Raw genomic sequence first — 23,459 nt, forward strand, 5'->3', positions numbered from 1 at the left:
CCGTCTTTCGGATCGACCTGCTGTATGTGGCTGCGGGCCTTGTAGTACAAGGTGTTCGGCGCAAGTGGCAGCTCTGCGCGCCTTCGCCAAGCCCGGAAGGAGAAACCCATGGGACAGCGTACGCCTCTGTATGACCTGCATCTCGCCCTCGGCGCGAAAATGGTCGATTTTGGCGGTTGGGATATGCCTTTGCATTACGGCTCGCAAGTTGAAGAACACCACCAGGTGCGGCGCGACTGCGGGGTCTTCGATGTATCTCATATGACCGTAATCGATGTCACCGGCCCCCAGGCCAAGGAATGGCTCCAGTACCTGCTGGCCAATGATGTCGACCGACTGCACGGCTGTGGCCGTGCGTTATACAGCGCCATGCTCAACGAGCAGGGCGGGGTAGTGGACGACATGATCGTCTACCGCACCGAAACCGGTTACCGCCTGGTGGTCAACGCCGCCACCCGCGACCAGGACATGGCCTGGATGCAGGCGCAACTGGGCACCTACTCAGTGCAGCTGCATGAGCGGTCAGAGTTGGCCATGCTCGCCATCCAAGGCCCCCACGCCCGGCAGAAAATCGCCGAACTGGTGACCCAGTCCCGTGGCACCCTGATCCACCAGCTCAAGCCGTTCGAAGGCCGGGCCGACGGTGACTGGTTTATCGCCCGCACCGGCTATACCGGCGAAGACGGCCTCGAAATCGTGCTGCCGGCCGATCAGGCACCGGGCTTTTTCAACGATCTGGTGGGCGCGGGCATTTCCCCCATCGGTCTCGGTGCGCGCGACACCTTGCGCCTTGAGGCTGGCATGAACCTCTATGGCCAGGATATTCACCAGGCCGTCTCGCCCCTGGCGGCCAACATGGCCTGGAGCATCGCCTGGGAACCGGTCGAGCGTAACTTCATTGGCCGCGCTGCGCTGGAAGCAGAAAAAGCGGCCGGCGTGCAGTTCAAACTGGTGGGGCTCGTCCTCGAAGAGCGTGGCGTGCTGCGTGCTCATCAGGTGGTTCGTATCGCCAATGTTGGCGAAGGAGAGATCACCAGTGGTAGTTTCTCGCCTACGCTAAGCAAATCCATTGCGCTGGCGCGTGTGCCGACGGCGACTGCCGACCGGGCCGAAGTGGAAATCCGCGGCAAGTGGTATCCGGTTCGAGTGGTCAAGCCGACCTTCGTGCGTCATGGCAAAACCCTGATCTAACCAATTCCGGCAGGCCAAAGGCCGCTGACATTTCATCTTGAGGACACAGACTATGAGCAATATCCCTGCCGACCTGCGTTTTGCCGAAAGTCACGAATGGGCCCGTCTGGAAGCTGACGGCACCGTGACCGTCGGGATCTCCGACCATGCACAGGAAGCTTTGGGTGATGTGGTGTTTGTTGAACTGACCGAAGTGGGCAAGGTGTTTGCCGCTGAAGATCAAGCGGGTGTGGTGGAGTCGGTCAAGGCCGCTTCGGACATCTACTCGCCGATTGCGGGCGAAGTGATTGCTGTCAACGAGGACTTGAGTGGCAGTCCTGAGCTGTTGAACTCTGACCCTTACGGCGCCTGGATCTTCAAGCTCAAGCCAAGCGACAAGGCCGAGCTGGACAAGCTGCTGGATGCCGCGGGCTACAAAGCCGCCATCGGCGAATAAACGCCATAGTTACAACGACACAAATCAATGTGGGAGCTGGCTTGCCTGCGATTGGATCACCCGGGTATCACCGATACACCGAGGTGCCAGCATCGCAGGCAAGCCAGCTCCCACAGTTGATTGGGGTGTGTCTGCCGGTTGTGATCAGTCTCTTTTCAATACGGCTTTAACGGCCGCTACAGCCCGTTCCACATCCGCCTCTGTCATCGCCGTGAACATCGGCAACGACACGATCAAACGCCCAACACGCTCCGCCACCGGGAACATGCCTTCCTTGAAACCCTGTGCCCGATACAGGCTCAGCAGGTGGATCGGCGGGTAGTGATAGCCGATACCCACGCCGTGGGCCTGCATCTGTTCCATGAACGTGGCGCGGGCTGGCAGGCCATCCTGGCGCTCCGGCAATACCAGTTGGAACAGGTGCCAGTTGCTGTTTTCGAAGTCGGCCGGCGGCAGTTGCGCGCCGTATTGGGCTTCGAAATCGCTGCCAAAGCATTTGAAGTAGTGTCGTGCCAGGTTCTGACGATGGGCGGTGATCTTCTCGATGTGCGCAAATTGCCCCAGGCCTATGGCGGCGGCAATGTCGGTCATGTTGAACTTGCCACCCAGCACATCCACATCCAGGCCATCGAAGCCGCTGCGGGTGACGCCTTGCAGTCGGTACTTCTCTGCCAGACGGGCCTCCTCGGCATTGTTCAACACCAGGCAGCCGCCTTCGGACGACGTGATGTTCTTGTTCGCCTGGAAGCTGAAGGACACGAAGTCGCCGGTTGCGCCGATGCGTTCTCCATCCCAGCTGGACCCCAGGGCCTGGGCAGCATCTTCGACAATACGCAGGTTGTACTTGTTGGCCAGCGCGTAGAGCATCGGCATATCCACAGGCAAGCCGGCCAGGTAGACCGGGATGATCGCCTTGGTGCGCGGAGTAATGGCCGCTTCTACCTGGGCCAGGTCGATATTGCGTGTCACCGGGTCGATGTCGGCAAAGACCGGAGTGGCGCCGACTTCGAGAATCACGTTGGCCGTGGCAACCCAGGAGATTGGGGTGGTGATGACTTCATCCCCAGGCCCGATCCCGGCGATGCGCAAGGCGATCTCCATGGTGCAGGTGCCCGAGTTGAAGGTGCGTACCGGACGGCCGCCAAAATAGTCCGACAGCTGTGCTTCGAATGCCTGCACCTTTGGTCCGCTGGTGATCCAGCCGGAACGCAGAACATCGCCGACCGCCGAAATGGTGGCTTCATCAATGGTCGGTTTGGAAAACGGCAGGAAGGGCTGTTGGCTCATGACGAAGAAGGCATCCGTTTCAGGTAGGCAATGAAAGATAGACGAGTCAGTAGGGCATGGTTGCACGCTGAGACTGAATATAGCCTGTCATCCATGAACGATTCGTCATGCAGCAGGCAAAAAAATGCCGCTTGAGAAAGCGGCATTTTTTATGAGGGCAGTTGTTACTCGGTTACAGCATTCTTCGCCAGGATGGCGTTAGCCAGTTCCATGTCCGTGGCTTGGAGGCCAGGGTTATCGGCGCGGACCTTCTGCATGGCCGCTTCCAGATACGGGCCGCGAATGCCGCCGTCGCTGGCGACGAAGCTGCCCGCGTCGTCCTGGGCGGCGACCACCAGCTTGTGGTCCTTGAACGTCAGGTAAGTCGAGCCAGTGGTGGCGCCCGACGAGATGACATTACGCCAGAAGCTATCGGCCATGGCTGAGCCGACAGGTAGGGAAAGCACAGCGAGGGTTGCGACAGCATATTTGAGACGCATGATGGGTGACTCCGGTGGGTTATCTGTACGTTTTGATTGTAGTTAACCCGATCCAGTTCCATCACTGACTAAACAGTTTCAGTACTCGATCAAACCCGAAGAATTTGTTTCTGAATCTCCTGGCGTGACTCGCAATACCTCCGTCATCGTGGTCAGGCCGGCCTTCACTTTCTCGACACCGGCCATGCGCAGGCTGCTCATGCCCTGCGCCAGTGCCCCACGGCGCAGGGCTTGTACGTCCGCGCCTGGAGTGACCAGCGCCTGGAGTGCCGGGTCCATGAGCATGATTTCATACAGTCCGGCCCGGCCTCGATAACCGCTGTCACGGCAGTGTGCACAGCCGACAGCTTCGTAGCCGCCATCGTCCTCCAGGCCCGCGGGGTGCTTGCAGTGGCTGCACAGAAGCCGCACCAGGCGCTGCGCCATCACACCTATGAGCGTGGCTTTGATCAAATAGTGAGCAACGCCCAGTTCCTGCAGGCGGCTGATGGCGCTGGGTGCATCGTTGGTGTGCAAGGTCGAGAAAACCAGGTGCCCGGTCAGCGCGGCCTGGATAGCCATCTCTGCGGTTTCCTGGTCGCGGATTTCGCCGATCATGATGATGTCCGGGTCCTGGCGCAGCAGGGCGCGGATGCCGCTGGCGAACGTGAGGTCGATGTTGTGCTGGACCTGCATCTGGTTGAAGGCCGGCTCGACCATTTCAGTCGGGTCTTCCACCGTGCACAGGTTGACCTCGCGGGTCGCCAGTTGCCTGAGGGTGGTGTAGAGGGTGCTGGTCTTGCCTGAGCCGGTCGGGCCTGTGACGAGGATGATGCCGTGGGTGCGTCGCGTCATGGCGTGCCAGCGTTGCTGGTCGGCGCTGGACAAACCCAACTGGTCGAAATCCTTGAGCAGCACCTGTGGGTCGAAAATTCGCATCACCAGTTTTTCGCCGAATGCCGTGGGCAGGGTCGAAAGCCGCAATTCCACTTCGACACCCGCAGGGTTCCGGGTCTTGACGCGGCCATCCTGGGGTTTGCGTTTTTCGGCCACGTTCATTCGCCCCAGGCTTTTCAGGCGGCTGACCACGGCCATGGTGACCTGCGGGGGAAATTGATAGACGTCATGCAGCAGCCCATCAATGCGAAAGCGCACCCGACCCTGGTCGCGGCAGGGCTCGATATGGATATCGCTGGCTCGTTGGCCAAAGGCGTACTGCAGCAGCCAGTCGACGATGTTGACGATATGCGCGTCGTTGGCATCCGGCTCCTTGTCGCTGGCGCCGAGGCTGAGCAAGTCGAGATTGCCAGGCGTCGTCATCTTTTCATCCGCACCGCTGACGGACTTGGCTAAACGGTAAAACTCGTTGATACAGCGCTGGATATCGCTGGGGTTGGCAACCACGCGCTTGATCGTGCGTCTGAGCACCTGGGACAGCCCGGCTTCCCAGGTGGTGACATGGGGTTGGGCACTGGCGATCGTCACGCTGTGAGTATCGACGGCGACTGCGAGAATGCCGTGGCGCTGGGCAAAGGCGTGGGACATCAACGGCACCACGGCTGCCACATCAATCTTCAACGGGTCGATGCGCAGGTAAGGTTGGCCTACCTGCCGGGCCAGCCATTGGGTCAAGGTCTCCACGCAAGGGCCCTGGGCTGCGATGCATTCCAAGGGATGCTGGCTGCCGGACGCTGGCGCCACCTTTTGCGCCGCCTGCGCCGTGATCAGCCCTTGCTCGACCAACGCCGGCAATAATTGCTGCAGTTCCAAGGGGTGATCGTGAGTGGCGACGAGCATGCAGGTTTTCCTGGGGCGTGGGGGTAATCCCAGGCTAGCCAGCCGCTGAAGATCCTGCTGGCGCGTGTATTGCCGGTTTTTACTGCGCCATCGCTGCCAACGCTTGAGGCCGCTCGGAATCAGCCGACCACAGCTCCAGGGTGCAGACGCTGATCAGGTTTCGAATCTTTTCACCGATCACTTGGGCGCGGTGCCAGCTCAGGCCGGTCATCACGATATCGATGCTCAGCAGGTCGGCTTCCCGGTTCATGCTGACCTGGGTGGGCGTGAGCAATTGCAGCGCGAAGTAGTTCAGCACCCGGCACAGCACGTCCGGTTCAGCCTCGGCGACGATGCGATAGTGCGCCTGGCAGTGGCTGCTATTGACGGCCCACGCATCGACGCGGGTGGCGGGGTAGGCGGTTTCGACGGCATGCATGCTGACTCTCCAGTTTCGACTGGAGAAATTTTTACATTCGCCTCGGGAGATTTCTTATCTAAAATAAGCCTATTTGGCGATAAATAGACCAAAACAATTCAAGATAAGCCTATTCATGGGTACTTTTATGCACAATGAGTTGGACGCCTACGACCGCCGCATCCTGGCCTTGCTGCAAGAGGATGCCTCGCTCTCCAGTGCACAGATTGCCGAACAGGTCGGCCTGTCGCAGTCGCCATGCTGGCGGCGTATTCAGCGGCTCAAGGAGGAGGGCGTGATCCGCGGCCAGGTCACCCTGCTGGACCGCAAGAAAATCGGGCTCAACACGCAGATTTTCGCCGAGGTCAAACTCAACGCCCACGGTCGCTCCAATTTCACCGAGTTCACCGAGGCGATTCGCGGGTTCCCGGAAGTGTTGGAGTGCTATGTGCTGATGGGGGCGGTGGATTTTCTGCTGCGTATCGTCACCTCGGATATCGAGGCGTACGAGCGGTTTTTCTTCGAGAAGTTGTCGATGGTGCCGGGGATTCAGGAGGTCAACTCGATTGTGGCGCTGTCGGAGATCAAGTCCACCACCAGCCTGCCAGTCTTGCGCTGACAGGGAGGGCCTCATCGCGGGCAGCCCGCTTCCACAGGAAATGTGGGAGCGGGCTTGCCCGCGATAGCGGTATTACAGGCGCAGAAGGGTCTTCCAGGCACGATTCTGATACACCGCAATCGCCTGATGCATACGCGCATCCAGGGATTCATCGGTAATCGGCTGGTTGGCCAGGTGCGCCAGCTTGTTCAGTTCGCCGTACAAACGGTCCAGCTCAGGAATGTCCACCACATGGCGCGCATGGTGCAGCCAGGCCTGGATGCGTTCGATGCGCGGCAGTTGCTCGGCCAGGTCTTCCGGCTGTTGCTGGTAGCGCTGCAGTTGCAGGGCGACAGCGTCGTCGGCCAACAGGCGTGGCAGCCAGTTGGTAATTTGCGCAGCGCCCTGGCGGTTGCCGCGCACGTTACGTTCGGCCGTCCAGGTGCGAGCCAGCAGCCAGCGCGAGAGGTTGAGTGAGAACAGGCCCCAGCGCACGTCTTGCAGCTCTTCGATGAACTGTTCCGGCGCGGCTTTGCGAATGTCTTCATCGTCGTCACCGGCCTGGACCAGCGGGCGCCAGTCTTCCAGCAACGCATCCAGGGCGCTGCGCAGTTCGCTGGTGGATTGGCGTGGCGCGGCCTGGCCGAGGCTGCCGATCAGGGCGCGCAACTCGCCGAGGTTCTCGACCCAGTCCTGCAACAGGCGCCAGTGGCCATTGAAGCGGTATTGCTCAGCCAGGCGCTGGCTGCTGCCCAGCAGGTGCCACAGGATCGCGGCGAAGGCGTCGTCCAATGGCATTTCGGCGTGGATCTGTGGCGCCGGCAGGCTCAGGGAATAGCTACTGGCGTCATACAGGCGATAGCCGCGTTCGGCCTTGCTGATGTCGCACGGCATCAGGGCCAGGGTTGCGGCCAGCTCGGCGGCCAGTTCCAGCAGGGCCGCCGGTTCGCCTTCGCGCAGTTCCAGTTCCAGCTCGCAGATTTCTTCTTTCTGCTTGCCGACCACCACATGGCCCAGGTCCAGGGCGGCTTCGATCACCACCTTGGCCTTGCCACGGCCCCAGGCGATTTCGGCGCGTTCACGCACGAAGTCGGTGGTGAAGATCGGCTTGAGAGTCTTTTTGTCCAGCTCGGCCAGTTGCTCGGGCCAGCACTCGCCATCGAGTTTCTTCACATCGAGCTTGGCTTTGGGCAGGTCCCAGTTGTATTCGTTGCGTTCCGACAAGCCGGCGACGCTTTGGCCGCGGGTCTTGAGGGTCTGGATGATGTCGTCACCGTCCTTGCGCAGGCGCAGGGCAACCTTGGCCTGGGCCAGGTCACGCTCGGGGGTGTCGAAGTACTGGTTCATCAACTCACGGCGTTCCCAGCCACTTTTGTTGCGTTTTTTCAGTAACGGGTGCTCACGCAGCGCGGCGAGTGTTTCGCGGCTGACGCGTAGCTTGATTTCGGTTTCTTTCTGCATGGCCGGAAAATCCAGGATCGGGAGCGCAGCCGGGGAAAAGTGTGGCTGCCAAGGTCGTGCAGTGTACAGGACTGAGCCCGGCAACGTGCCGCAACGGTTTATTGTGTTGCCCAGATGCCTCTATAGTGAGGTTCATCCGGGAAGTTGGGAGACCGCGCATGCCTTTACCGTCTATGAAAGAGCAGTTCGCCGCCTTGATCGCCGCGCCGTCGGTGAGCTGCACCCAGGCGTCTCTCGACCAGAGCAACCGCCCGGTGATTGACCTGCTCGCCGCTTGGCTGGGCGACCTGGGCTTTGCCATCGATATCCAACAAGTCAGCCCCGGCAAGTTCAACCTGTTGGCCAGTTTCGGCAGCGGCCCCGGTGGCTTGGTGTTGGCGGGGCATAGCGATACCGTGCCGTATGACGCGGCGCTGTGGAACACCGACCCGCTCAAGCTGACGGAAGTCGACGGCCGCTGGGTAGGGCTGGGCAGTTGTGACATGAAGGGGTTCTTCGCACTGGTTATCGACGCGGCGTTGCCGCTGCTGGACCAACCCTTCAAGCAACCGCTGTTGATCCTTGCCACCTGTGATGAGGAAAGCTCTATGTCCGGTGCCCGTGCGCTGGCCGAGGCGGGGCGCCCATTAGGTCGTGCAGCGGTGATCGGCGAGCCGACCGGGCTCAAGCCGATCCGCCTGCACAAGGGCGTGATGATGGAACGCATCGAGATCCTCGGGCGCAGTGGCCACTCGTCGGACCCCAGCCTGGGCCACAGCGCCCTGGAAGCCATGCATGACGCCATCGGCGAACTGCGCGGCCTGCGCTTGGCCTGGCAGCGCGAGTACCGCAACGCGCAATTCAGCGTGCCGCAGCCGACGATGAACTTCGGCTGCATTCACGGCGGCGACAACCCCAACCGCATCTGCGGCCAGTGCTCCCTGGAGTTCGACCTGCGACCCCTGCCGGGCATGGACCCCGAGGTGCTGCGCGCCGCGATCCGCCAGAAGCTCGAACCCCTGGCCGAGCGGCATAAGGTCAAGATCGACTACGCGCCGTTGTTCCCCGAAGTGCCACCCTTTGAGCAGCCCGAAGACGCCGAGTTGGTGCGGGTGGCGGAGCGTTTGACCGGTCATCGTGCCGAAGCAGTAGCGTTCGGCACCGAAGCGCCTTATCTTCAGCGCCTTGGTTGCGAAACCCTGGTGCTCGGCCCTGGCGACATTGCCTGCGCCCACCAGCCTGGCGAGTACCTTGAAATGTCACGCTTGACGCCTACAGTGCGTCTATTGCGGGAACTGATCGAACACTACTGCCTGAAACCTGCATAAATTAACCCTTGCCCATTCGTACATAAGGAGAGTGAGCGTGTCGCCAAGCCTGTTCCGACGATAACCATCAGCCGCTGTGCGCTTTCACGATTGATCCTTTATTTGGCTGCTTTTTATTACAGGCCCAGGTGTTATGCCCGAATACGTCAACTGGCTTCGTCACGCTTCGCCCTACATCAACGCCCACCGCGACTGCACCTTTGTGGTCATGCTGCCCGGCGATGGTGTGGACCACCCCAACTTCGGCAATATCGTCCACGACCTGGTGCTGCTTCACAGCCTGGGTGTGCGCCTGGTGCTGGTGCATGGCTCGCGCCCGCAAATCGAAACCCGCCTTGAAGCACGCGGCCTTACCCCGGCTTACCACGAAGGCTTGCGCATCACCGATGCTGCGACGCTGGAGTGTGTGATCGACGCGGTGGGTCATTTGCGCATTGCCATCGAGGCGCGCTTGTCCATGGACATGGCGTCATCGCCGATGCAGGGCTCGCGCCTGCGTGTGGCCAGCGGCAACCTGGTCACCGCACGGCCAATTGGCGTGCTTGAAGGCGTGGACTACCACCACACCGGCGAAGTGCGCCGGGTCGACCGCAAGGGCATCAACCGCCTGTTGGATGAGCGCTCTATCGTGCTGCTCTCGCCCCTGGGGTATTCGCCCACCGGCGAGATCTTCAACCTGGCCTGCGAAGACGTCGCCACCCGCGCCGCCATCGACCTGGGCGCCGACAAATTGCTGCTGTTCGGCGCCGATCCCGGTCTGATCGATGAGAACGGCCGCCTGGTGCGTGAATTGCGCCCACAACAAGTACCCGCGCACCTGCAACGCCTGGGCAGCAACTATCAAGCCGAACTGCTCGATGCCGCTGCCGAAGCCTGCCGGGGTGGAGTAGGGCGCAGCCATATCGTCAGCTACGCCGAAGATGGCGCTTTGCTTACCGAACTGTTCACCCGCGATGGTGGCGGTACGCTGGTGGCCCAGGAACAATTCGAACTGGTGCGCGAAGCGGCGATTGAAGACGTCGGCGGCTTGCTGGACCTGATCAGCCCGCTGGAAGAGCAGGGCATTCTGGTGCGCCGTTCGCGGGAAGTGCTGGAGCGTGAGATCGAGCAGTTCAGCGTGGTCGAGCGCGAAGGCATGATCATCGCCTGCGCGGCGCTGTATCAGATCGCGGATTCGGATGCGGGGGAGTTGGCGTGCCTGGCAGTGAACCCGGAGTACCGCCACGGCGCGCGAGGCGATGTGTTGCTCGAACGCATCCAGACCCGGGCACGCGCCCAAGGCTTGAAAACCCTCTTTGTACTCACCACGCGCACGGCCCATTGGTTCCGCGAACGCGGCTTTGTACCCAGCAGCGTGGACCGCCTGCCGTCGGCGCGAGCGTCGCTGTACAACTATCAGCGCAACTCCAAGATCTTTGAAAAGGCCCTGTAAAAGAGTACGGCTCTGTGTGGGAGCTGGCTTGCCTGCGATAGTGGCGCCTCGGTTTATCTGAAGGACCGAGTTGCTGGTATCGCAGGCAAGCCAGCTCCCACCGAAGACTGTATTTATTGTGTGATGAATTTGTCGGTCACATACGCCGAATAATCCGGCAGCACTGTCTCCACCTTCCCCTGTTCCTTCAAGAACTTCGCCGTCTCCTCAATCGCCTTCGCCGTGCCGTCCTTGAGCAGCGCAGCGGTTTGCTGTGCCTGCGCATCCGGAAACGTCGTACCGGCCAAGAGTTCCGGAATGTCATCCGCATTTGAACCTGTCAATTTGGCGATTTTCTGCACTGGCTCGGAATCCACCGTCCAGCTGTCTTTGTGGGCGGCATAGTCGGCAAAGGCATCCAGGGTAACTTTGGCGAACTTGGCCACTACCTCAGGATGTTTTTGCGCAAAATCCTTGCGCGCCACCCACACCTCAAACGTCGGCGCGCCCCATTGGCCCACCTGCGCCGCGTCTGTGAGGGTCTTGCCGCTCTTGCGGATTTCACCCAGGGCCGGGGACCACACAAAAGCCCCATCAATATCGCCACGCTTCCAGGCGGCGGCGATTTCGGCCGGTTGCAGGTTCACCACTTTGACTTGCTGGGTGTTCAGACCCCAGTGTTTCAGCGCGCCGAGCAGGCTGTAATGGGAGGTGGAGACGAAGGGCGTGGCGATGGTTTTACCGATCAAGTCCTGGGGGTTGTCGATGCCACTGCCGTTGCGCACCACCAGGGCTTCAGAAGCGTTGATCTGTGCCGATACGATAAACGCCACAATCGGCAGGTTGCGCGAGGCCGCCGCCGCGAGCGGGCTGGAGCCGAGGTTGCCGATTTGTACATCACCCGAAGCGATGGCCGTGACTACCTCTGGCCCGCTGTTGAAGCGGCGCCAGGCGATTTTTTCGCCGATGGCTTTTTCATACAGGCCGTCGGCCTGGGGAACCTTGCTGGGATCGATGCCGGTCTGGTAGCCCACCGTCAGGTCGGTGGCGTTGACACCAAAAGAAAGTAATAGCGATACAAAAACTGTAACAAATTGACGGGAGGATGTGCGTTTGGCCATGATGGCGTCGCCTTTTTGATCGTGAGTGACGTATGCAACCGTACGGCAACACTAATCGATCTAAAAAAGCACCAGTAAATACCCTTTAGGAATTAGCTTATGGAGCGGCGCGTCTATCCTGACCGGCCAGCTTCACGGAAAGTCTTATTCCTGGATCGTATGAAAAAGAATGAAATAATTCTTTTTGGGTGTATGAAAAACTCATTACCCTGCAGGGACCAAATCAACTGCGATTAGACGAAGGTAGTAGACACACAAGGTTACGATTGACTTGGTGGTCACTATCTGGCGCTAATCGCGCATCTGTGGATCGAGGGCGTCAGACCCGAGACCAAAGAAATACAAAAATTAGAAATGAGAGGAGCGGTACATGAAGAAGTCCACCTTGGCTGTGGCTGTAACGTTGGGCGCAATCGCCCAGCAAGCAGGCGCTGCCGGTTTCATCGAAGACAGCAAGGCCACACTGGGCCTGCGTAACTTCTACATCAACACCGATAACCGCGAAGGCACGGCCAACCCGAGCCGCAACGAAGAGTGGGGCCAAGGCTTCGATCTGCGTTTCATCTCCGGTTACACCCAAGGCACCGTCGGCTTCGGTCTGGACGCTATCGGCCTGCTGGGTGTTCGCCTGGATTCCGGCGGTGGCACCAACGGCGCGACTGCCAGCTCCTACGGTGGCACGATCTTCCCGAGCAAGTCCAATGGCGAAGCCGTTGATAACTACTCCAGCCTGGGCCTGACTGCCAAGGCCAAGATCTCTCAAACCGAACTGAAGTTGGGTACCTTGCAGCCCAAGCTGCCGGTCATCGTCACCAACGATGGTCGTATGCTGCCGCAAACCTTCCAAGGTGGCCAGATCACCTCCAGCGACATCAAGGACCTGACCCTGGTCGCGGGCCAGATCGAAAAGGCCAAGGGCCGTAACTCCAGCAACAACGAAAGCCTGTCCATTTCCGGCGCCAACAGCCGCGGTGTGAACTGGCGTTCGAGCAACAAGTTCTACTACGCCGGTGGCGACTACAAGATCACCAAGGATCTGACCGCCCAGTACTACTACGGCAACCTGGAAGATTTCTACAAGCAACACTTCCTGGGCCTGACCCACAACTGGGCTATCGGCCCTGGCGTGCTGAAGTCTGACCTGCGTTACTTCAACAGCTCCGACGATGGCAACAACGGTAACCAGTCCGCTTATTTCTCGACGGGCAACTACAGCGGCGTGAACTCCGGCCGTGGCAAAGTCGACAACAACCTGTACAGCGGCCTGTTCCTGTACTCGGTGGCCGGTCACACCTTCGGTGGCGGTTACCAGGTCAGCAACGGCAGCAGCGACTTCCCTTGGCTGAACCAGGGTGACGGCTCGTCGGCTTACATCACCACCGACATGCAAATCCAGAAGTTCGCCCGTGCCGGCGAGCGTACCTGGCAAGCTCGCTACTCCTACGACTTCGCCAAAGTCGGCGTGCCTGGCCTGACCGCCGGTGTGGTTTACCTGAAAGGTGATCATATCGACACCGTCGCCAGCAACCGTACCGAGTTCACCGGCCAGTCCGAGTGGGAGCGTGACATCACTGTTGCCTACGTCGTACCGGAAGGTCCGCTGAAGAACGTCGGCGTGGCGTGGAAAAACGCTATGTGGCGCAGCGACATCGCCAACGCGCGTAACCAGGACGAAAACCGCTTGATCGTCAGCTACTCGATCCCGCTGTTGTAAGACTGTAAAACCTTGCCCGGCGCAATGCCGGGCAAGGTGTCTTGCTATTCAAGTCGGGCTCAACCCCCGCAAGCCCTTCCTGAATCCCTCTTTTTTGCAGCGTCTCAAGGCCTTCTCGAACCTTGAAGGCGATGTTGGCCTCAGGCCGTTCCCAAGTCCAATGAACTGATTTTTAATATTCTTTTATCGTCTAGATAAATCGATATTTATTCTTTTTAAATCACCAAAAATCCATGCACAGTGGGCTCCATAAGCACTCATCAGGAGCCACACCATGAGTCTAAGACTGGGCGATATCGCCCCCGACTTCGAACAGGATTCCAGCGCCGGCAAGATTCGCTTCCACGAATGGCTGGGCGACAGCTGGGGTGTGCTGTTTTCCCACCCTGCGGACTTCACGCCGGTGTGCACCACCGAGCTGGGTTTTACCGCCAAGCTCAAGGATGAATTCGCCAAGCGTGGCGTCAAGGCCATCGCCCTGTCGGTAGATCCGGTGGACTCGCACCACAAGTGGATCGAAGACATCAACGAGACCCAGAACACCGTGGTCAACTTCCCGATCCTGGCCGACGCCGACCGCAAGGTCTCGGACCTCTACGACCTGATCCACCCGAATGCCAGCGATACCCTCACCGTGCGCTCCTTGTTTGTGATCGACCCGAACAAGAAGATCCGCCTGACCATCACCTACCCGGCCAGCACCGGGCGTAATTTCCATGAAATCCTGCGGGTGATCGACTCGCTGCAGCTGACCGACAACCACAAGGTGGCAACACCGGCCAACTGGCAGGATGGGGATGAGGTGGTCATCGTGCCGTCACTCAAGGACGAGGAAGAGATCAAGAAACGCTTTCCCAAGGGCTATCGCGCGGTGAAGCCGTACCTGCGTCTTACCCCACAACCCAATCGTTAAGGCATCACGGACCATGCCTCTGTAGGAGCGAGCTTGCTCGCGAAAAACGTCAACGATAACGCGTGCTTCCTGAATGAACGCGGCGCCTGTGAGTTTTTCGCGAGCAAGCTCGCTCCTACCAAAAAGCACTGACTCACAGCAGGGGTTTTCAGGCCGTTTCCACGGCCTTTTTTTTCGCCTGGGGATTGATCAATCGCTTATGTTTTTATGGAATAAACAAATGAATAAATAAGATTTATAGATATATAAATCTGCTGATAAGGTCTATCCCATCTTGGCGCCATCGCCGTACAGCGAACCGCCGACACTTGCTCAAGGAATCTCCTGCATGCTGGTCGTAACACTTGGAGGCAGTCCCAGCCAGCGGTCCCGCTCTGGGGTCTTGCTGGATAAAACCCGTCAGTGGCTGCAACAGCAGGGCGTGGAAGTGGTGAGTTACCAAGTACGGGACTTCCCGGCTGAAGACTTGCTGCATGCGCGCTTCGACAGCCCCAAGGTCATCGACCTGCTGCAACAAGTCGCCAATGCCGACGGCCTTGTGATTGCCACGCCGGTGTACAAGGCGTCGTTTTCCGGGGCGTTGAAGGCCGTACTGGACCTGCTGCCGGAGCGTGCGTTGGCCCATAAGGTGGTGCTGCCGATGGCGACCGGCGGCAGCATCGCCCACATGCTGGCGGTGGACTACGCCCTGAAGCCGGTGCTGTCGGCCCTCAAGGCCCAGGAATTGCTCCACGGTATTTTTGCCGAAGACAGCCAGATCGCCTATGGCGAAGGCAGCGTGCAGGCGCAACTGGTGCCGGTACTCGAACAGCGTCTGCACGAAGCCCTGGAGCAGCTCTACAGCGCCATGGCGCGCCGGCCAAAACCGCTGGACCCTGACGTATTGAATGAACGTTTGTTGAGTGCTCGCTGGAGCATCTGAGCCTCACCCCGAAAAGCTGGAAACACTCACCTTACTCAGCCGACAACGGCCAAGCAGGTGCAGCCAAAACCCTAATCGCACAGTTGGAGAGAGCGCCATGCGCACTGTCATCTTGCGTCGTGGTCTGGTCGCACTCTTTGCTGCGGCTGTGTCCCTCGGCGCCATCGTTCAAGCCCAAGCCGCCGAGACCTTGCGGATCGGTTATCAGAAGTACGGCACCCTGGTGCTGCTCAAGGCCAAGGGCACCCTGGAAAAACGCCTGGCCGACCAAGGCGTGCAGGTGCAGTGGACCGAGTTTCCCGGTGGCCCGCAATTGCTCGAGGGCCTGAACGTCGGCTCCATCGACTTCGGCGTTACTGGCGAAACCCCACCGGTGTTTGCCCAGGCGGCTGGCGCCGATCTGCTCTACGTCGCCTACGAACCACCCGCGCCTACCAGCGAAGCGATCCTGGTGCCCAAGGACTCGCCGATCAAATCGGTGGCCGAGCTCAAGGGTAAAAAGGTCGTGCTCAACAAAGGCTCCAACGTGCACTACCTGCTAGTGCGTGCCCTGGAAGATGCCGGCCTCAACTACACCGACGTAAAGACCGTGTTCCTGCCCCCCGCCGATGCCCGTGCTGCGTTCGAGCGTGGCAGCGTGGACGCCTGGGTGATCTGGGACCCGTACCAGGCCGCCGCCGAGAAGCAACTGCAAGCGCGCACCCTGCGAGACGGCACCGGGATTGCCGACAACCATCAGTTTTACCTGGCCACCAAACCCTACGCCGAACAGCACCCGCAAGTGATCAAGGCGTTGGTGGAAGAGGTGCGTGCGGTAGGCGAATGGTCCAAGGCCAACCCGCAGGAAGTGACTGAGCAGGTCGCCCCACTGCTCGGCCTGCCGGCAGATATCACCCTCACATCGGTGAAACGCCAGGGCTACGGCGCGCTGTTCCTGACCCCGGCAGTGGTCGCCGCTCAGCAGAAAATCGCAGACACCTTCTACCAACTCAAATTGATCCCCAAGCCCTTGAGCATCAAGGACGTGATCTGGACGCCACCCGCCGCGGTTGCCAAAGCGCCGTAATCCGACTTCATTCAGGAGACAACTCCATGAGCCTCAATATTTTCTGGTTCCTGCCCACCCACGGCGACGGTCATTACCTTGGCACCGCCGAAGGCGCCCGCGCTGTCGACCACGGTTACTTGCAACAAGTGGCCCAGGCTGCTGACCGCCTGGGTTTCGGCGGGGTGTTGATCCCTACGGGTCGCTCTTGCGAAGACTCGTGGTTGGTGGCCGCCTCGCTGATCCCCGTGACCCAGCGCTTGAAATTCCTGGTTGCCCTGCGCCCTGGGATCATCTCCCCGACCGTGGCCGCGCGTCAGGCCGCGACCCTGGATCGCCTGTCTGGTGGCCGTGCGCTGTTCAACCTGGTCACCGGTGGCGATCCGGAAGAACTGGCTGGCGACGGATTGTTCTTGAGCCATGAAGAGCGCTACCAGGCGTCGGTGGAATTCACCCGCATCTGGCGCCGTGTGCTGGAAGGCGAGACCGTGGACTACGACGGCGAGCACATCAGCGTCAAAGGCGCAAAATTGCTCTACCCACCGATTCAACAACCACGCCCGCCGCTGTATTTCGGGGGTTCCTCCGAAGCCGCCCAGGACCTTGCGGCCGAACAGGTCGAGATGGTGCTGACCTGGGGCGAGCCGCCGGCAGCCGTTGCGGAAAAGATCGCGCAGGTACGCGCCAAGGCTGCAAAACTGGGACGCACGGTGCGCTTTGGCATTCGCTTGCATGTGATCGTGCGCGAAACCAACGACGAAGCCTGGAAAGCCGCCGACAAACTGATCTCCCACCTGGACGACGAGACCATCGCCCGCGCCCAGGCGTCCTTGGCGCGCTTCGATTCGGTGGGCCAGCAACGCATGGCAGCCTTGCACGGCGGTAGCCGTGACAACCTGGAAGTCAGCCCCAACCTGTGGGCCGGCGTCGGCCTGGTACGTGGCGGCGCAGGGACGGCGCTGGTGGGCGATGGCCCAACGGTTGCGGCGCGGGTCAAGGAGTACGCGGACCTGGGTATCGATACCTTTATCTTCTCCGGTTATCCACATTTGGAAGAGTCGTATCGGGTCGCCGAGCTGTTGTTCCCGCACCTGGATATCGAACGTCCCGAGCTGCCCAAAAGCGCCGGCTACGTCAGCCCGTTTGGCGAGATGGTGGCCAACGACATCCTTCCCAAAGCTGCGTCACAGAGCTGAGGCGCCGTTATGGACTTAGAAAAAATCAGCCATCGCGTGGCGCCCTGGGTGCTGCCGATCTTATTGCTGGCGGTGTGGCAGTTGTCGGTGTCGGCGGGTTGGTTGTCGACGCGCATTCTGCCAGCGCCGAGTGCGGTGATCGAAGCCGGGATGAACCTGGTGGTCAGCGGCGAAATCTGGACGCACCTGGCCATCAGCGGCTGGCGCGCCGGCCTGGGCTTTGTGATCGGTGGCAGCATCGGTCTGGCCCTGGGCTTTATCACCGGCTTGTCGAAGTGGGGCGAACGCTTGCTCGACAGCTCGGTGCAGATGATCCGCAACGTGCCGCACCTGGCGCTGATTCCGCTGGTCATCCTGTGGTTCGGCATTGATGAGACTGCGAAAATTTTCCTGGTGGCCCTGGGTACCTTGTTCCCGATCTACCTGAACACTTACCACGGCATCCGCAATGTCGACCCGGCACTGGTGGAAATGTCGCGCAGCTATGGCTTGTCCGGTTTCAGCCTGTTCTGGCAAGTGATCCTGCCGGGCGCGCTACCGTCGATCCTGGTTGGGGTGCGCTTTGCCCTGGGCTTCATGTGGCTGACGTTGATCGTGGCGGAAACCATCTCGGCAAGTTCCGGCATCGGTTACCTGGCGATGAATGCCCGTGAATTCCTGCAAACCGACGTGGTGGTGCTGGCCATCGTCATGTACGCCATCCTCGGCAAACTGGCAGACCTGGCAGCCCGCGGGCTGGAACGTGTGTGGCTGCGCTGGCACCCGGCGTACCAAGTCAAAGGAGGCGCAGCATGACGGCTCAACAACCTCCGCGTCTGTTGAAGGGCATCCCTCTGGCAGTGCGCAAATTGCGCAAGGCCTTTGGTACCCGCGAAGTGCTCAAAGAGATTGACCTGCATATTCCCGCGGGGCAGTTCGTGGCCGTGGTCGGTCGCAGTGGTTGCGGCAAAAGTACCTTGCTGCGCCTGTTGGCGGGGCTGGACAAAGCCAGTGGCGGCGAGCTGCTGGCCGGCTCCGCGCCACTGCACGAAGCGATTGAAGATACGCGGTTGATGTTCCAGGAAGCGCGCTTGCTGCCATGGAAGAAGATCATCGATAACGTCGGCCTGGGCCTCAAGGGCGACTGGCGGCCCAAAGCGCTGGATGCGCTGGAAGCGGTTGGCCTGGCCGAGCGCGCCAATGAATGGCCGGCGGCGTTGTCCGGTGGCCAGAAACAGCGCGTGGCACTCGCACGGGCGTTGATCCATCAGCCGCGCCTGTTACTGCTCGATGAGCCGCTGGGCGCACTGGATGCCCTGACCCGCATCGAGATGCAGCAACTGATCGAAAACCTGTGGCGCAAGCACGGTTTCACGGTGTTGCTGGTGACCCACGACGTCAGCGAAGCCGTGGCGATTGCCGACCGCGTAATTCTGATTGAAAACGGCGAAATCGGCCTCGATCTGAACATCGATCTGCCACGCCCACGGGCCCGTGGCTCACACCGCCTGGCCGCGCTGGAAGCCGAAGTGCTCAACCGCGTGCTGTCGCTACCCGGTTCCCCACCGGAACCCGAACCTGTTTCACCGCTGCCGACGCAATTGCGTTGGGCTCAATAACTCACACAGGAAAAACACCATGACTATTAAAGCCATCAACGTGCGTAACCAGTTCAAAGGCACCATCAAGGAAATCGTGGTCGGCGACGTGCTGTCGGAAATTGACGTGCAGACCGCGTCCGGCATTGTCACCTCGGTGATCACCACCCGTTCGGTCAAGGAGTTGGAGTTGGTGATCGGCAGTGAAGTGATTGCCTTTGTGAAATCCACTGAGGTGTCGATTGCCAAGTTGTGATAACCCCACTGATCGTTCCCACGCTCTGCGTGGGAATGCCGCCTGGGGCGCTCCGCGTCCCGCTGTGCCAAAGGTGACGCAGAGCGTCACGGGATGTATTCCCACGCAGAGCGTGGGAACGATCAGCGCTTGGGCAGATAGGCCGGCAAATAAAGCCCCACATACGCATCAAACACCCGCATCCCTTCCTCCGCCATGCGCGGCGTAATCAGCCCATGCTGATGCACCGAGCGCGCGTACACGCGGTCGCTCAACTCCAATGCCAGGGCAAACACGTCCACATCGCCCGGTAGCGTTGGCACTTCAAAGTGGCGATTGAACACCGCCAGCATCAAGTCGCCCAATTCCAGATCATGCTGGCGATCGGCCTGGGTCACTTCGGTCAACCCATGCTGGGCCAGGATCAACTGGCGCGCCGCGGCATCGTTGCTGTAGATGCTGAGCATGCGTTGTTCAACGATGTAGGACAGGTCGCGCCAATGCTTGAGCGATTCATGCTCGATGGGCGCCTGGATGGCGGCGCGAAAGGCTGCGTGAACGTCAGCGGTCAACGCCTCAAGCAACGCCGGCACACTGGCGAAAAAGTGGTACACCGATGACGGTGGAATCTGTGCCCGTTCGGCCACGCTGTAGATCGACAAGCTGGCCACACCTTCGGCGGCCAGCAAGGTGCGGGCGGCGTCGAGGATCGCGTCGATCCGGGCCTGGCTGCGGGCGCGGGGTTTGCGAACAGTGGCGGGGCGGGTGGTCATGGATGTCTCCTACAAGGCAGCGGGCATTGTATGAGCAGGAAGGTGTGTTGTCTGCCAGGCCGCTATCGCAGCGATGCGGCGACCCGACAAGCCAGCTCCCACAATGGAACGCATTTCAAGGTTGGAACGCGATCAAATGTGGGAGCTGGCTTGCCTGCGATGAGGCCAACCCGGTTTCCCAAAATAAACCCATAAAAAAACGCCACTGACCAAAATCAGCGGCGTTCTTTTATTGCAGCAACCGCTTACACGGTATGCAGGTACCAGTTGTACTCAAGGTCGGAGATGGAGTGTTCAAACTCCTCCAACTCACTTTCCTTACAGGCGACGAAGATATCGATGTATTTAGGATCGATGTACTTGGCCATCACCTCGCTGTCGTCCAACTCACGCAGCGCATCGCGCAGGTTGTTCGGCAGGCTCTGCTCGTTCTGCTCGTAGCTGTTGCCTTCCACTGGAGCGTTCGGCTCGATCTTGTTGGTCAGGCCGTGGTGTACGCCCGCCAATACCGAGGCCATCAGCAGGTAAGGGTTGGCATCGGCGCCAGCCACACGGTGTTCGATACGCACGGCATCGGACGAGCCGGTGGGTACGCGAATCGCCACGGTGCGGTTATCCAGGCCCCAGCACGGCGAGTTCGGCACGTAGAACTGTGCGCCGAAACGACGGTAGGAGTTGACGTTGGGGCACAGGAACGCCATTTGGGCGGGTAGGGTCTCCAGCACACCGCCGATCGCGTGACGCAATGCGGCGTTCTGCTCGGGATCCTCGCTGGCAAAGATGTTCTTGCCGTCCTTGTCCAGAATGGAAATGTGTACGTGCAGCCCGTTGCCTGCCTGGCCTGGGTAAGGCTTGGCCATGAAGGTGGTGTCCATCTCATGGTCGTAGGCGATGTTCTTGATCAGGCGCTTGAGCAGTACCGCGTAGTCGCAGGCCTTGATCGGGTCGGCGACGTGGTGCAGGTTCACTTCGAACTGCGCCGGGGCACTTTCCTTGACGATGGCATCGGCCGGAATGCCTTGCTCCTTGGCACCTTCCAGAATGTCCTGGAGGCAGTCGACGTATTCGTCGAGGTCGTCGATCAGGTAGACCTGTGTCGAGTGCGGGCGTTTGCCGGAGATCGGCGAGCGGGGCGGTTGTGGGCGGCCGTTCACGTTCTCCTGGTCGATCAGGTAGAACTCAAGCTCGAAAGCGGCGCAGATGGTCAGACCGAGGTCGTCAAACTTGGTGACAACTTGGCGGAGCACTTCGCGCGGATCGGCGAAGAAAGGTTCACCTTCAAGTTCGTGCATGGTCATCAGCAGTTGCGCGGTGGGGCGCTTTTGCCAGGGTTCATTGCACAGGGTGTCGGGGATTGGATAACAGATTCGGTCAGCATCACCGATGTCCAGGCCCAGGCCGGTGCTTTCCACCGTAGAGCCGTTGATATCCAGGGCAAATAAAGAGGCAGGCAGGTTAATGCCCTTCTCGTAAACCTTGTGGAGGCTGGTGCGTTCGATGCGCTTACCGCGCACCACACCATTCATATCCGCAATTAGAAGGTCTACGTACAGAACCTCAGGATGATCCTTAAGGAACGCGTTCGCTTCGTTAAGCTGAACGGCACGCGGGGGTACCGACATGATGCAACACCTTTGTTGTTAAAAATATCAATCATTGATCTTTTCTGGTTTCAGTCAACCCGAACGGCCTGCCGAAGTCAAGCGAGGCATTTTTTGCCCTAAAAAAGCGCCATGAAGCCTTTTTTGCGGGGTTTTGGGGCGGTTTTTTGGGTTTTAGGGGCTTGGGACCTGCAGGCTTGAGCGGGCCGTGTAGGATTTTTTACGGGGGTGTTGTGTAAAAAAATGAACAAGGCTAAGCTCGATTCAAACCCATAACAGCAATAATACCGGGGTGCTTCATGTTTCACCTGCCGCCAATCGGCGTCTCTGCCTGCTCCAGCCAGGCTTTGTCCGCAGCTCGTTCGCCCCGTGTGAATGCCCAGGCACCGGCCAATATTCTTGACGGCCCGGCCGATCTCCTTTTTGCCATCTCCGACGCCACTGAGCGACCCTCATCCGCCGTGCCGATCATAATTGCGCACAACTTTGGCCTGAGGAATGCAACCCATGGGCAAATGGCAGGTAAGCTCCTACCCTGAATGAAAAAACGACGCGGATGCTGCGTCAACCAACGCCTGGCCTTTAATGGATGCCAGGAAACCCAGCCCAGAGGCATTTATGAGTAACAACCTCGACCAGCTCACCGATTGGTTGAAAGACCACAAGATCACAGAAGTCGAATGCATGATTGGCGACCTCACCGGTATTACCCGGGGCAAGATCTCGCCGACCAACAAGTTCATTGCCGAAAAAGGCATGCGCCTGCCCGAGAGTGTTCTGTTGCAGACCGTGACCGGCGACTATGTCGAAGACGACATCTATTACGAATTGCTCGACCCGGCCGACATCGACATGATCTGCCGCCCCGACCAGAACGCGGTATTCCTGGTGCCCTGGGCCATCGAGCCGACCGCCCAGGTGATCCACGACACCTACGACAAGCAAGGCAACCCGATCGAGCTGTCGCCGCGCAACGTGCTCAAGAAAGTCCTCAAACTCTACTCCGACCGCGGCTGGCAGCCCATCGTGGCGCCGGAGATGGAGTTCTACCTGACCAAGCGCTGCGAAGACCCGGACTTCCCGCTGCAACCGCCGATTGGCCGCTCCGGCCGCCCGGAAACCGGTCGCCAGTCCTTCTCTATAGAAGCAGCCAACGAATTCGACCCGCTGTTCGAAGACGTCTACGACTGGTGCGAACTGCAGGAACTGGACCTCGACACCCTGATCCACGAGGACGGCACCGCGCAGATGGAAATCAACTTCCGTCACGGCGATGCCCTGTCTCTGGCCGACCAGATCCTGGTGTTCAAGCGCACCATGCGTGAAGCCGCGCTCAAGCACGACGTGGCCGCCACCTTCATGGCCAAGCCCATGACCGGCGAGCCCGGCAGCGCGATGCACCTGCACCAGAGCATCATCGACATTGCCACCGGCAAGAACGTCTTCTCCAATGAAGACGGGACCATGAGCCAACTGTTCCTCAACCATATTGGCGGCCTGCAGAAATTCATCCCTGAATTGCTGCCTTTATTCGCCCCCAACGTGAACTCGTTCCGCCGCTTCCTGCCCGACACCTCGGCGCCGGTGAACGTGGAATGGGGCGAAGAAAACCGCACCGTCGGCCTGCGCGTACCGGATGCCGGCCCGCAGAATCGCCGCGTGGAAAACCGCCTGCCTGGCGCCGACGCCAACCCGTACCTGGCGATTGCCGCCAGCCTGTTGTGCGGCTACATCGGCATGGTCGAAGGCCATAACCCGAGCGCGCCGGTGGTGGGCCGCGGTTACGAGCGACGCAACCTGCGCCTGCCGTTGACCATCGAAGACGCCCTGGAACGCATGGAAAACAGCAAGACCATCGAGAAATATCTGGGGCAAAAATTCATCACAGGCTACGTCGCGGTCAAGCGGGCCGAGCATGAAAACTTCAAGCGCGTGATCAGTTCGTGGGAGCGGGAATTCCTGCTCTTCGCCGTCTGATGCGCCGGGCGCGCCCTTCAAACGGCGCGCCTTCACTGAAAA

The 23,459-nt window shown here is 59.9% G+C and carries 22 protein-coding genes; 14 read left to right on the forward strand and 8 right to left on the reverse strand.

The features are described from left to right. The first annotated feature begins 108 nt into the window (after positions 1-108). Positions 109-1,191 carry a glycine cleavage system aminomethyltransferase GcvT gene (gene gcvT / locus OC445_RS05920; protein WP_034129004.1) on the forward strand — a complete coding sequence of 361 codons (1,083 nt, stop codon included), beginning with the start codon at positions 109-111 and terminating at the stop codon, positions 1,189-1,191. Between the two features lie 52 nt (positions 1,192-1,243). Further along, the gene (gcvH, locus tag OC445_RS05925; RefSeq protein WP_054895989.1) at positions 1,244-1,627 is read left to right on the forward strand and encodes a glycine cleavage system protein GcvH; all 384 of its coding nucleotides are present in this window, start codon (positions 1,244-1,246) and stop codon (positions 1,625-1,627) included. Positions 1,628-1,771: 144 nt separating this feature from the next. On the opposite strand, the gene OC445_RS05930 is transcribed toward gcvH, so the two are convergent. The 4 genes from OC445_RS05930 to OC445_RS05945 form a co-directional block, all read right to left on the reverse strand. Then, positions 1,772-2,914, reverse strand: a complete 1,143-nt coding sequence (locus tag OC445_RS05930) for a DegT/DnrJ/EryC1/StrS family aminotransferase (protein WP_034129003.1) — start codon at positions 2,912-2,914, stop codon at positions 1,772-1,774. A 164-nt stretch (positions 2,915-3,078) separates the two neighbouring features. Further along, positions 3,079-3,393 (reverse strand): DUF2388 domain-containing protein, encoded by a 315-nt coding sequence (locus tag OC445_RS05935; RefSeq protein WP_003176799.1) that lies wholly within the window; start codon positions 3,391-3,393, stop codon positions 3,079-3,081. A 78-nt stretch (positions 3,394-3,471) separates the two neighbouring features. Next, the gene (locus OC445_RS05940; RefSeq protein WP_262020016.1) at positions 3,472-5,169 is read right to left on the reverse strand and encodes a GspE/PulE family protein; all 1,698 of its coding nucleotides are present in this window, start codon (positions 5,167-5,169) and stop codon (positions 3,472-3,474) included. Positions 5,170-5,248: 79 nt separating this feature from the next. Continuing rightward, the gene (locus OC445_RS05945; protein WP_038451930.1) at positions 5,249-5,587 is read right to left on the reverse strand and encodes a hypothetical protein; all 339 of its coding nucleotides are present in this window, start codon (positions 5,585-5,587) and stop codon (positions 5,249-5,251) included. A gap of 127 nt (positions 5,588-5,714) precedes the next feature. On the opposite strand from OC445_RS05945, the gene OC445_RS05950 reads away from it, so the two are divergent. Further along, positions 5,715-6,185 (forward strand): Lrp/AsnC family transcriptional regulator, encoded by a 471-nt coding sequence (locus tag OC445_RS05950; protein WP_054896032.1) that lies wholly within the window; start codon positions 5,715-5,717, stop codon positions 6,183-6,185. A gap of 72 nt (positions 6,186-6,257) precedes the next feature. Here OC445_RS05950 and OC445_RS05955 read toward each other — a convergent pair whose 3' ends face one another. Further along, the gene (locus OC445_RS05955) at positions 6,258-7,625 is read right to left on the reverse strand and encodes an inorganic triphosphatase (RefSeq protein WP_020301821.1); all 1,368 of its coding nucleotides are present in this window, start codon (positions 7,623-7,625) and stop codon (positions 6,258-6,260) included. Between the two features lie 158 nt (positions 7,626-7,783). Here OC445_RS05955 and argE point away from each other — a divergent pair, with 158 nt between their 5' ends. Together argE and argA are read left to right on the forward strand one after the other, a co-directional pair. After that, positions 7,784-8,932 (forward strand): acetylornithine deacetylase, encoded by a 1,149-nt coding sequence (gene argE / locus OC445_RS05960; RefSeq protein WP_220382924.1) that lies wholly within the window; start codon positions 7,784-7,786, stop codon positions 8,930-8,932. A 133-nt stretch (positions 8,933-9,065) separates the two neighbouring features. Next, positions 9,066-10,364, forward strand: coding sequence for an amino-acid N-acetyltransferase (argA, locus tag OC445_RS05965; RefSeq protein ID WP_003195273.1), 1,299 nt, complete (start codon positions 9,066-9,068; stop codon positions 10,362-10,364). A gap of 113 nt (positions 10,365-10,477) precedes the next feature. Here the strand turns inward: argA and tauA are convergent, their stop codons facing one another. Further along, positions 10,478-11,464: a taurine ABC transporter substrate-binding protein gene (tauA, locus tag OC445_RS05970; RefSeq protein ID WP_262020017.1), complete on the reverse strand. Its 987-nt coding sequence runs from the start codon at positions 11,462-11,464 to the stop codon at positions 10,478-10,480. A gap of 370 nt (positions 11,465-11,834) precedes the next feature. Here tauA and OC445_RS05975 point away from each other — a divergent pair, with 370 nt between their 5' ends. From OC445_RS05975 to OC445_RS06010, 8 genes are all read left to right on the forward strand, one after another. Next, entirely contained in the window at positions 11,835-13,178 is a 1,344-nt protein-coding gene (locus tag OC445_RS05975; protein ID WP_034128998.1) for an OprD family porin, read from the forward strand. 274 nt (positions 13,179-13,452) lie between these two features. Further along, the gene (locus OC445_RS05980; protein ID WP_003195267.1) at positions 13,453-14,091 is read left to right on the forward strand and encodes a peroxiredoxin; all 639 of its coding nucleotides are present in this window, start codon (positions 13,453-13,455) and stop codon (positions 14,089-14,091) included. Between the two features lie 328 nt (positions 14,092-14,419). Continuing rightward, entirely contained in the window at positions 14,420-15,013 is a 594-nt protein-coding gene (gene ssuE / locus OC445_RS05985) for an NADPH-dependent FMN reductase (RefSeq protein WP_054895984.1), read from the forward strand. Positions 15,014-15,110: 97 nt separating this feature from the next. Beyond that, on the forward strand, positions 15,111-16,079 hold the full coding sequence (locus tag OC445_RS05990; protein WP_089041500.1) for a sulfonate ABC transporter substrate-binding protein: 969 nt from the start codon (positions 15,111-15,113) through the stop codon (positions 16,077-16,079). Between the two features lie 26 nt (positions 16,080-16,105). Further along, the gene (gene ssuD, locus OC445_RS05995; protein ID WP_003195260.1) at positions 16,106-17,254 is read left to right on the forward strand and encodes an FMNH2-dependent alkanesulfonate monooxygenase; all 1,149 of its coding nucleotides are present in this window, start codon (positions 16,106-16,108) and stop codon (positions 17,252-17,254) included. A 9-nt stretch (positions 17,255-17,263) separates the two neighbouring features. Continuing rightward, positions 17,264-18,049 carry an aliphatic sulfonate ABC transporter permease SsuC gene (gene ssuC / locus OC445_RS06000; protein WP_072445609.1) on the forward strand — a complete coding sequence of 262 codons (786 nt, stop codon included), beginning with the start codon at positions 17,264-17,266 and terminating at the stop codon, positions 18,047-18,049. Further along, positions 18,046-18,852 (forward strand): aliphatic sulfonates ABC transporter ATP-binding protein, encoded by an 807-nt coding sequence (gene ssuB / locus OC445_RS06005; RefSeq protein WP_032902254.1) that lies wholly within the window; start codon positions 18,046-18,048, stop codon positions 18,850-18,852. Before ssuC ends, ssuB begins: the two co-directional genes overlap by 4 nt. Positions 18,853-18,871: 19 nt before the next feature. Next, positions 18,872-19,087, forward strand: coding sequence for a molybdopterin-binding protein (locus OC445_RS06010; protein WP_003176783.1), 216 nt, complete (start codon positions 18,872-18,874; stop codon positions 19,085-19,087). 122 nt (positions 19,088-19,209) lie between these two features. On the opposite strand, the gene OC445_RS06015 is transcribed toward OC445_RS06010, so the two are convergent. Continuing rightward, complete coding sequence (locus tag OC445_RS06015; protein ID WP_054917063.1) at positions 19,210-19,839, reverse strand: TetR/AcrR family transcriptional regulator; 630 nt, start codon at positions 19,837-19,839, stop codon at positions 19,210-19,212. Positions 19,840-20,084: 245 nt separating this feature from the next. Next, complete coding sequence (locus tag OC445_RS06020) at positions 20,085-21,461, reverse strand: glutamine synthetase family protein (RefSeq protein ID WP_003195252.1); 1,377 nt, start codon at positions 21,459-21,461, stop codon at positions 20,085-20,087. A gap of 597 nt (positions 21,462-22,058) precedes the next feature. Between OC445_RS06020 and OC445_RS06025 the strand changes: the two genes are divergently transcribed. After that, positions 22,059-23,417, forward strand: coding sequence for a glutamine synthetase family protein (locus OC445_RS06025; RefSeq protein ID WP_003195249.1), 1,359 nt, complete (start codon positions 22,059-22,061; stop codon positions 23,415-23,417). Positions 23,418-23,459 lie beyond the last annotated feature (42 nt).

Origin of the sequence: Pseudomonas sp. Pse35 (assembly GCF_024519715.1) — a bacterium.
Lineage (GTDB): Bacteria > Pseudomonadota > Gammaproteobacteria > Pseudomonadales > Pseudomonadaceae > Aquipseudomonas > Aquipseudomonas paracarnis.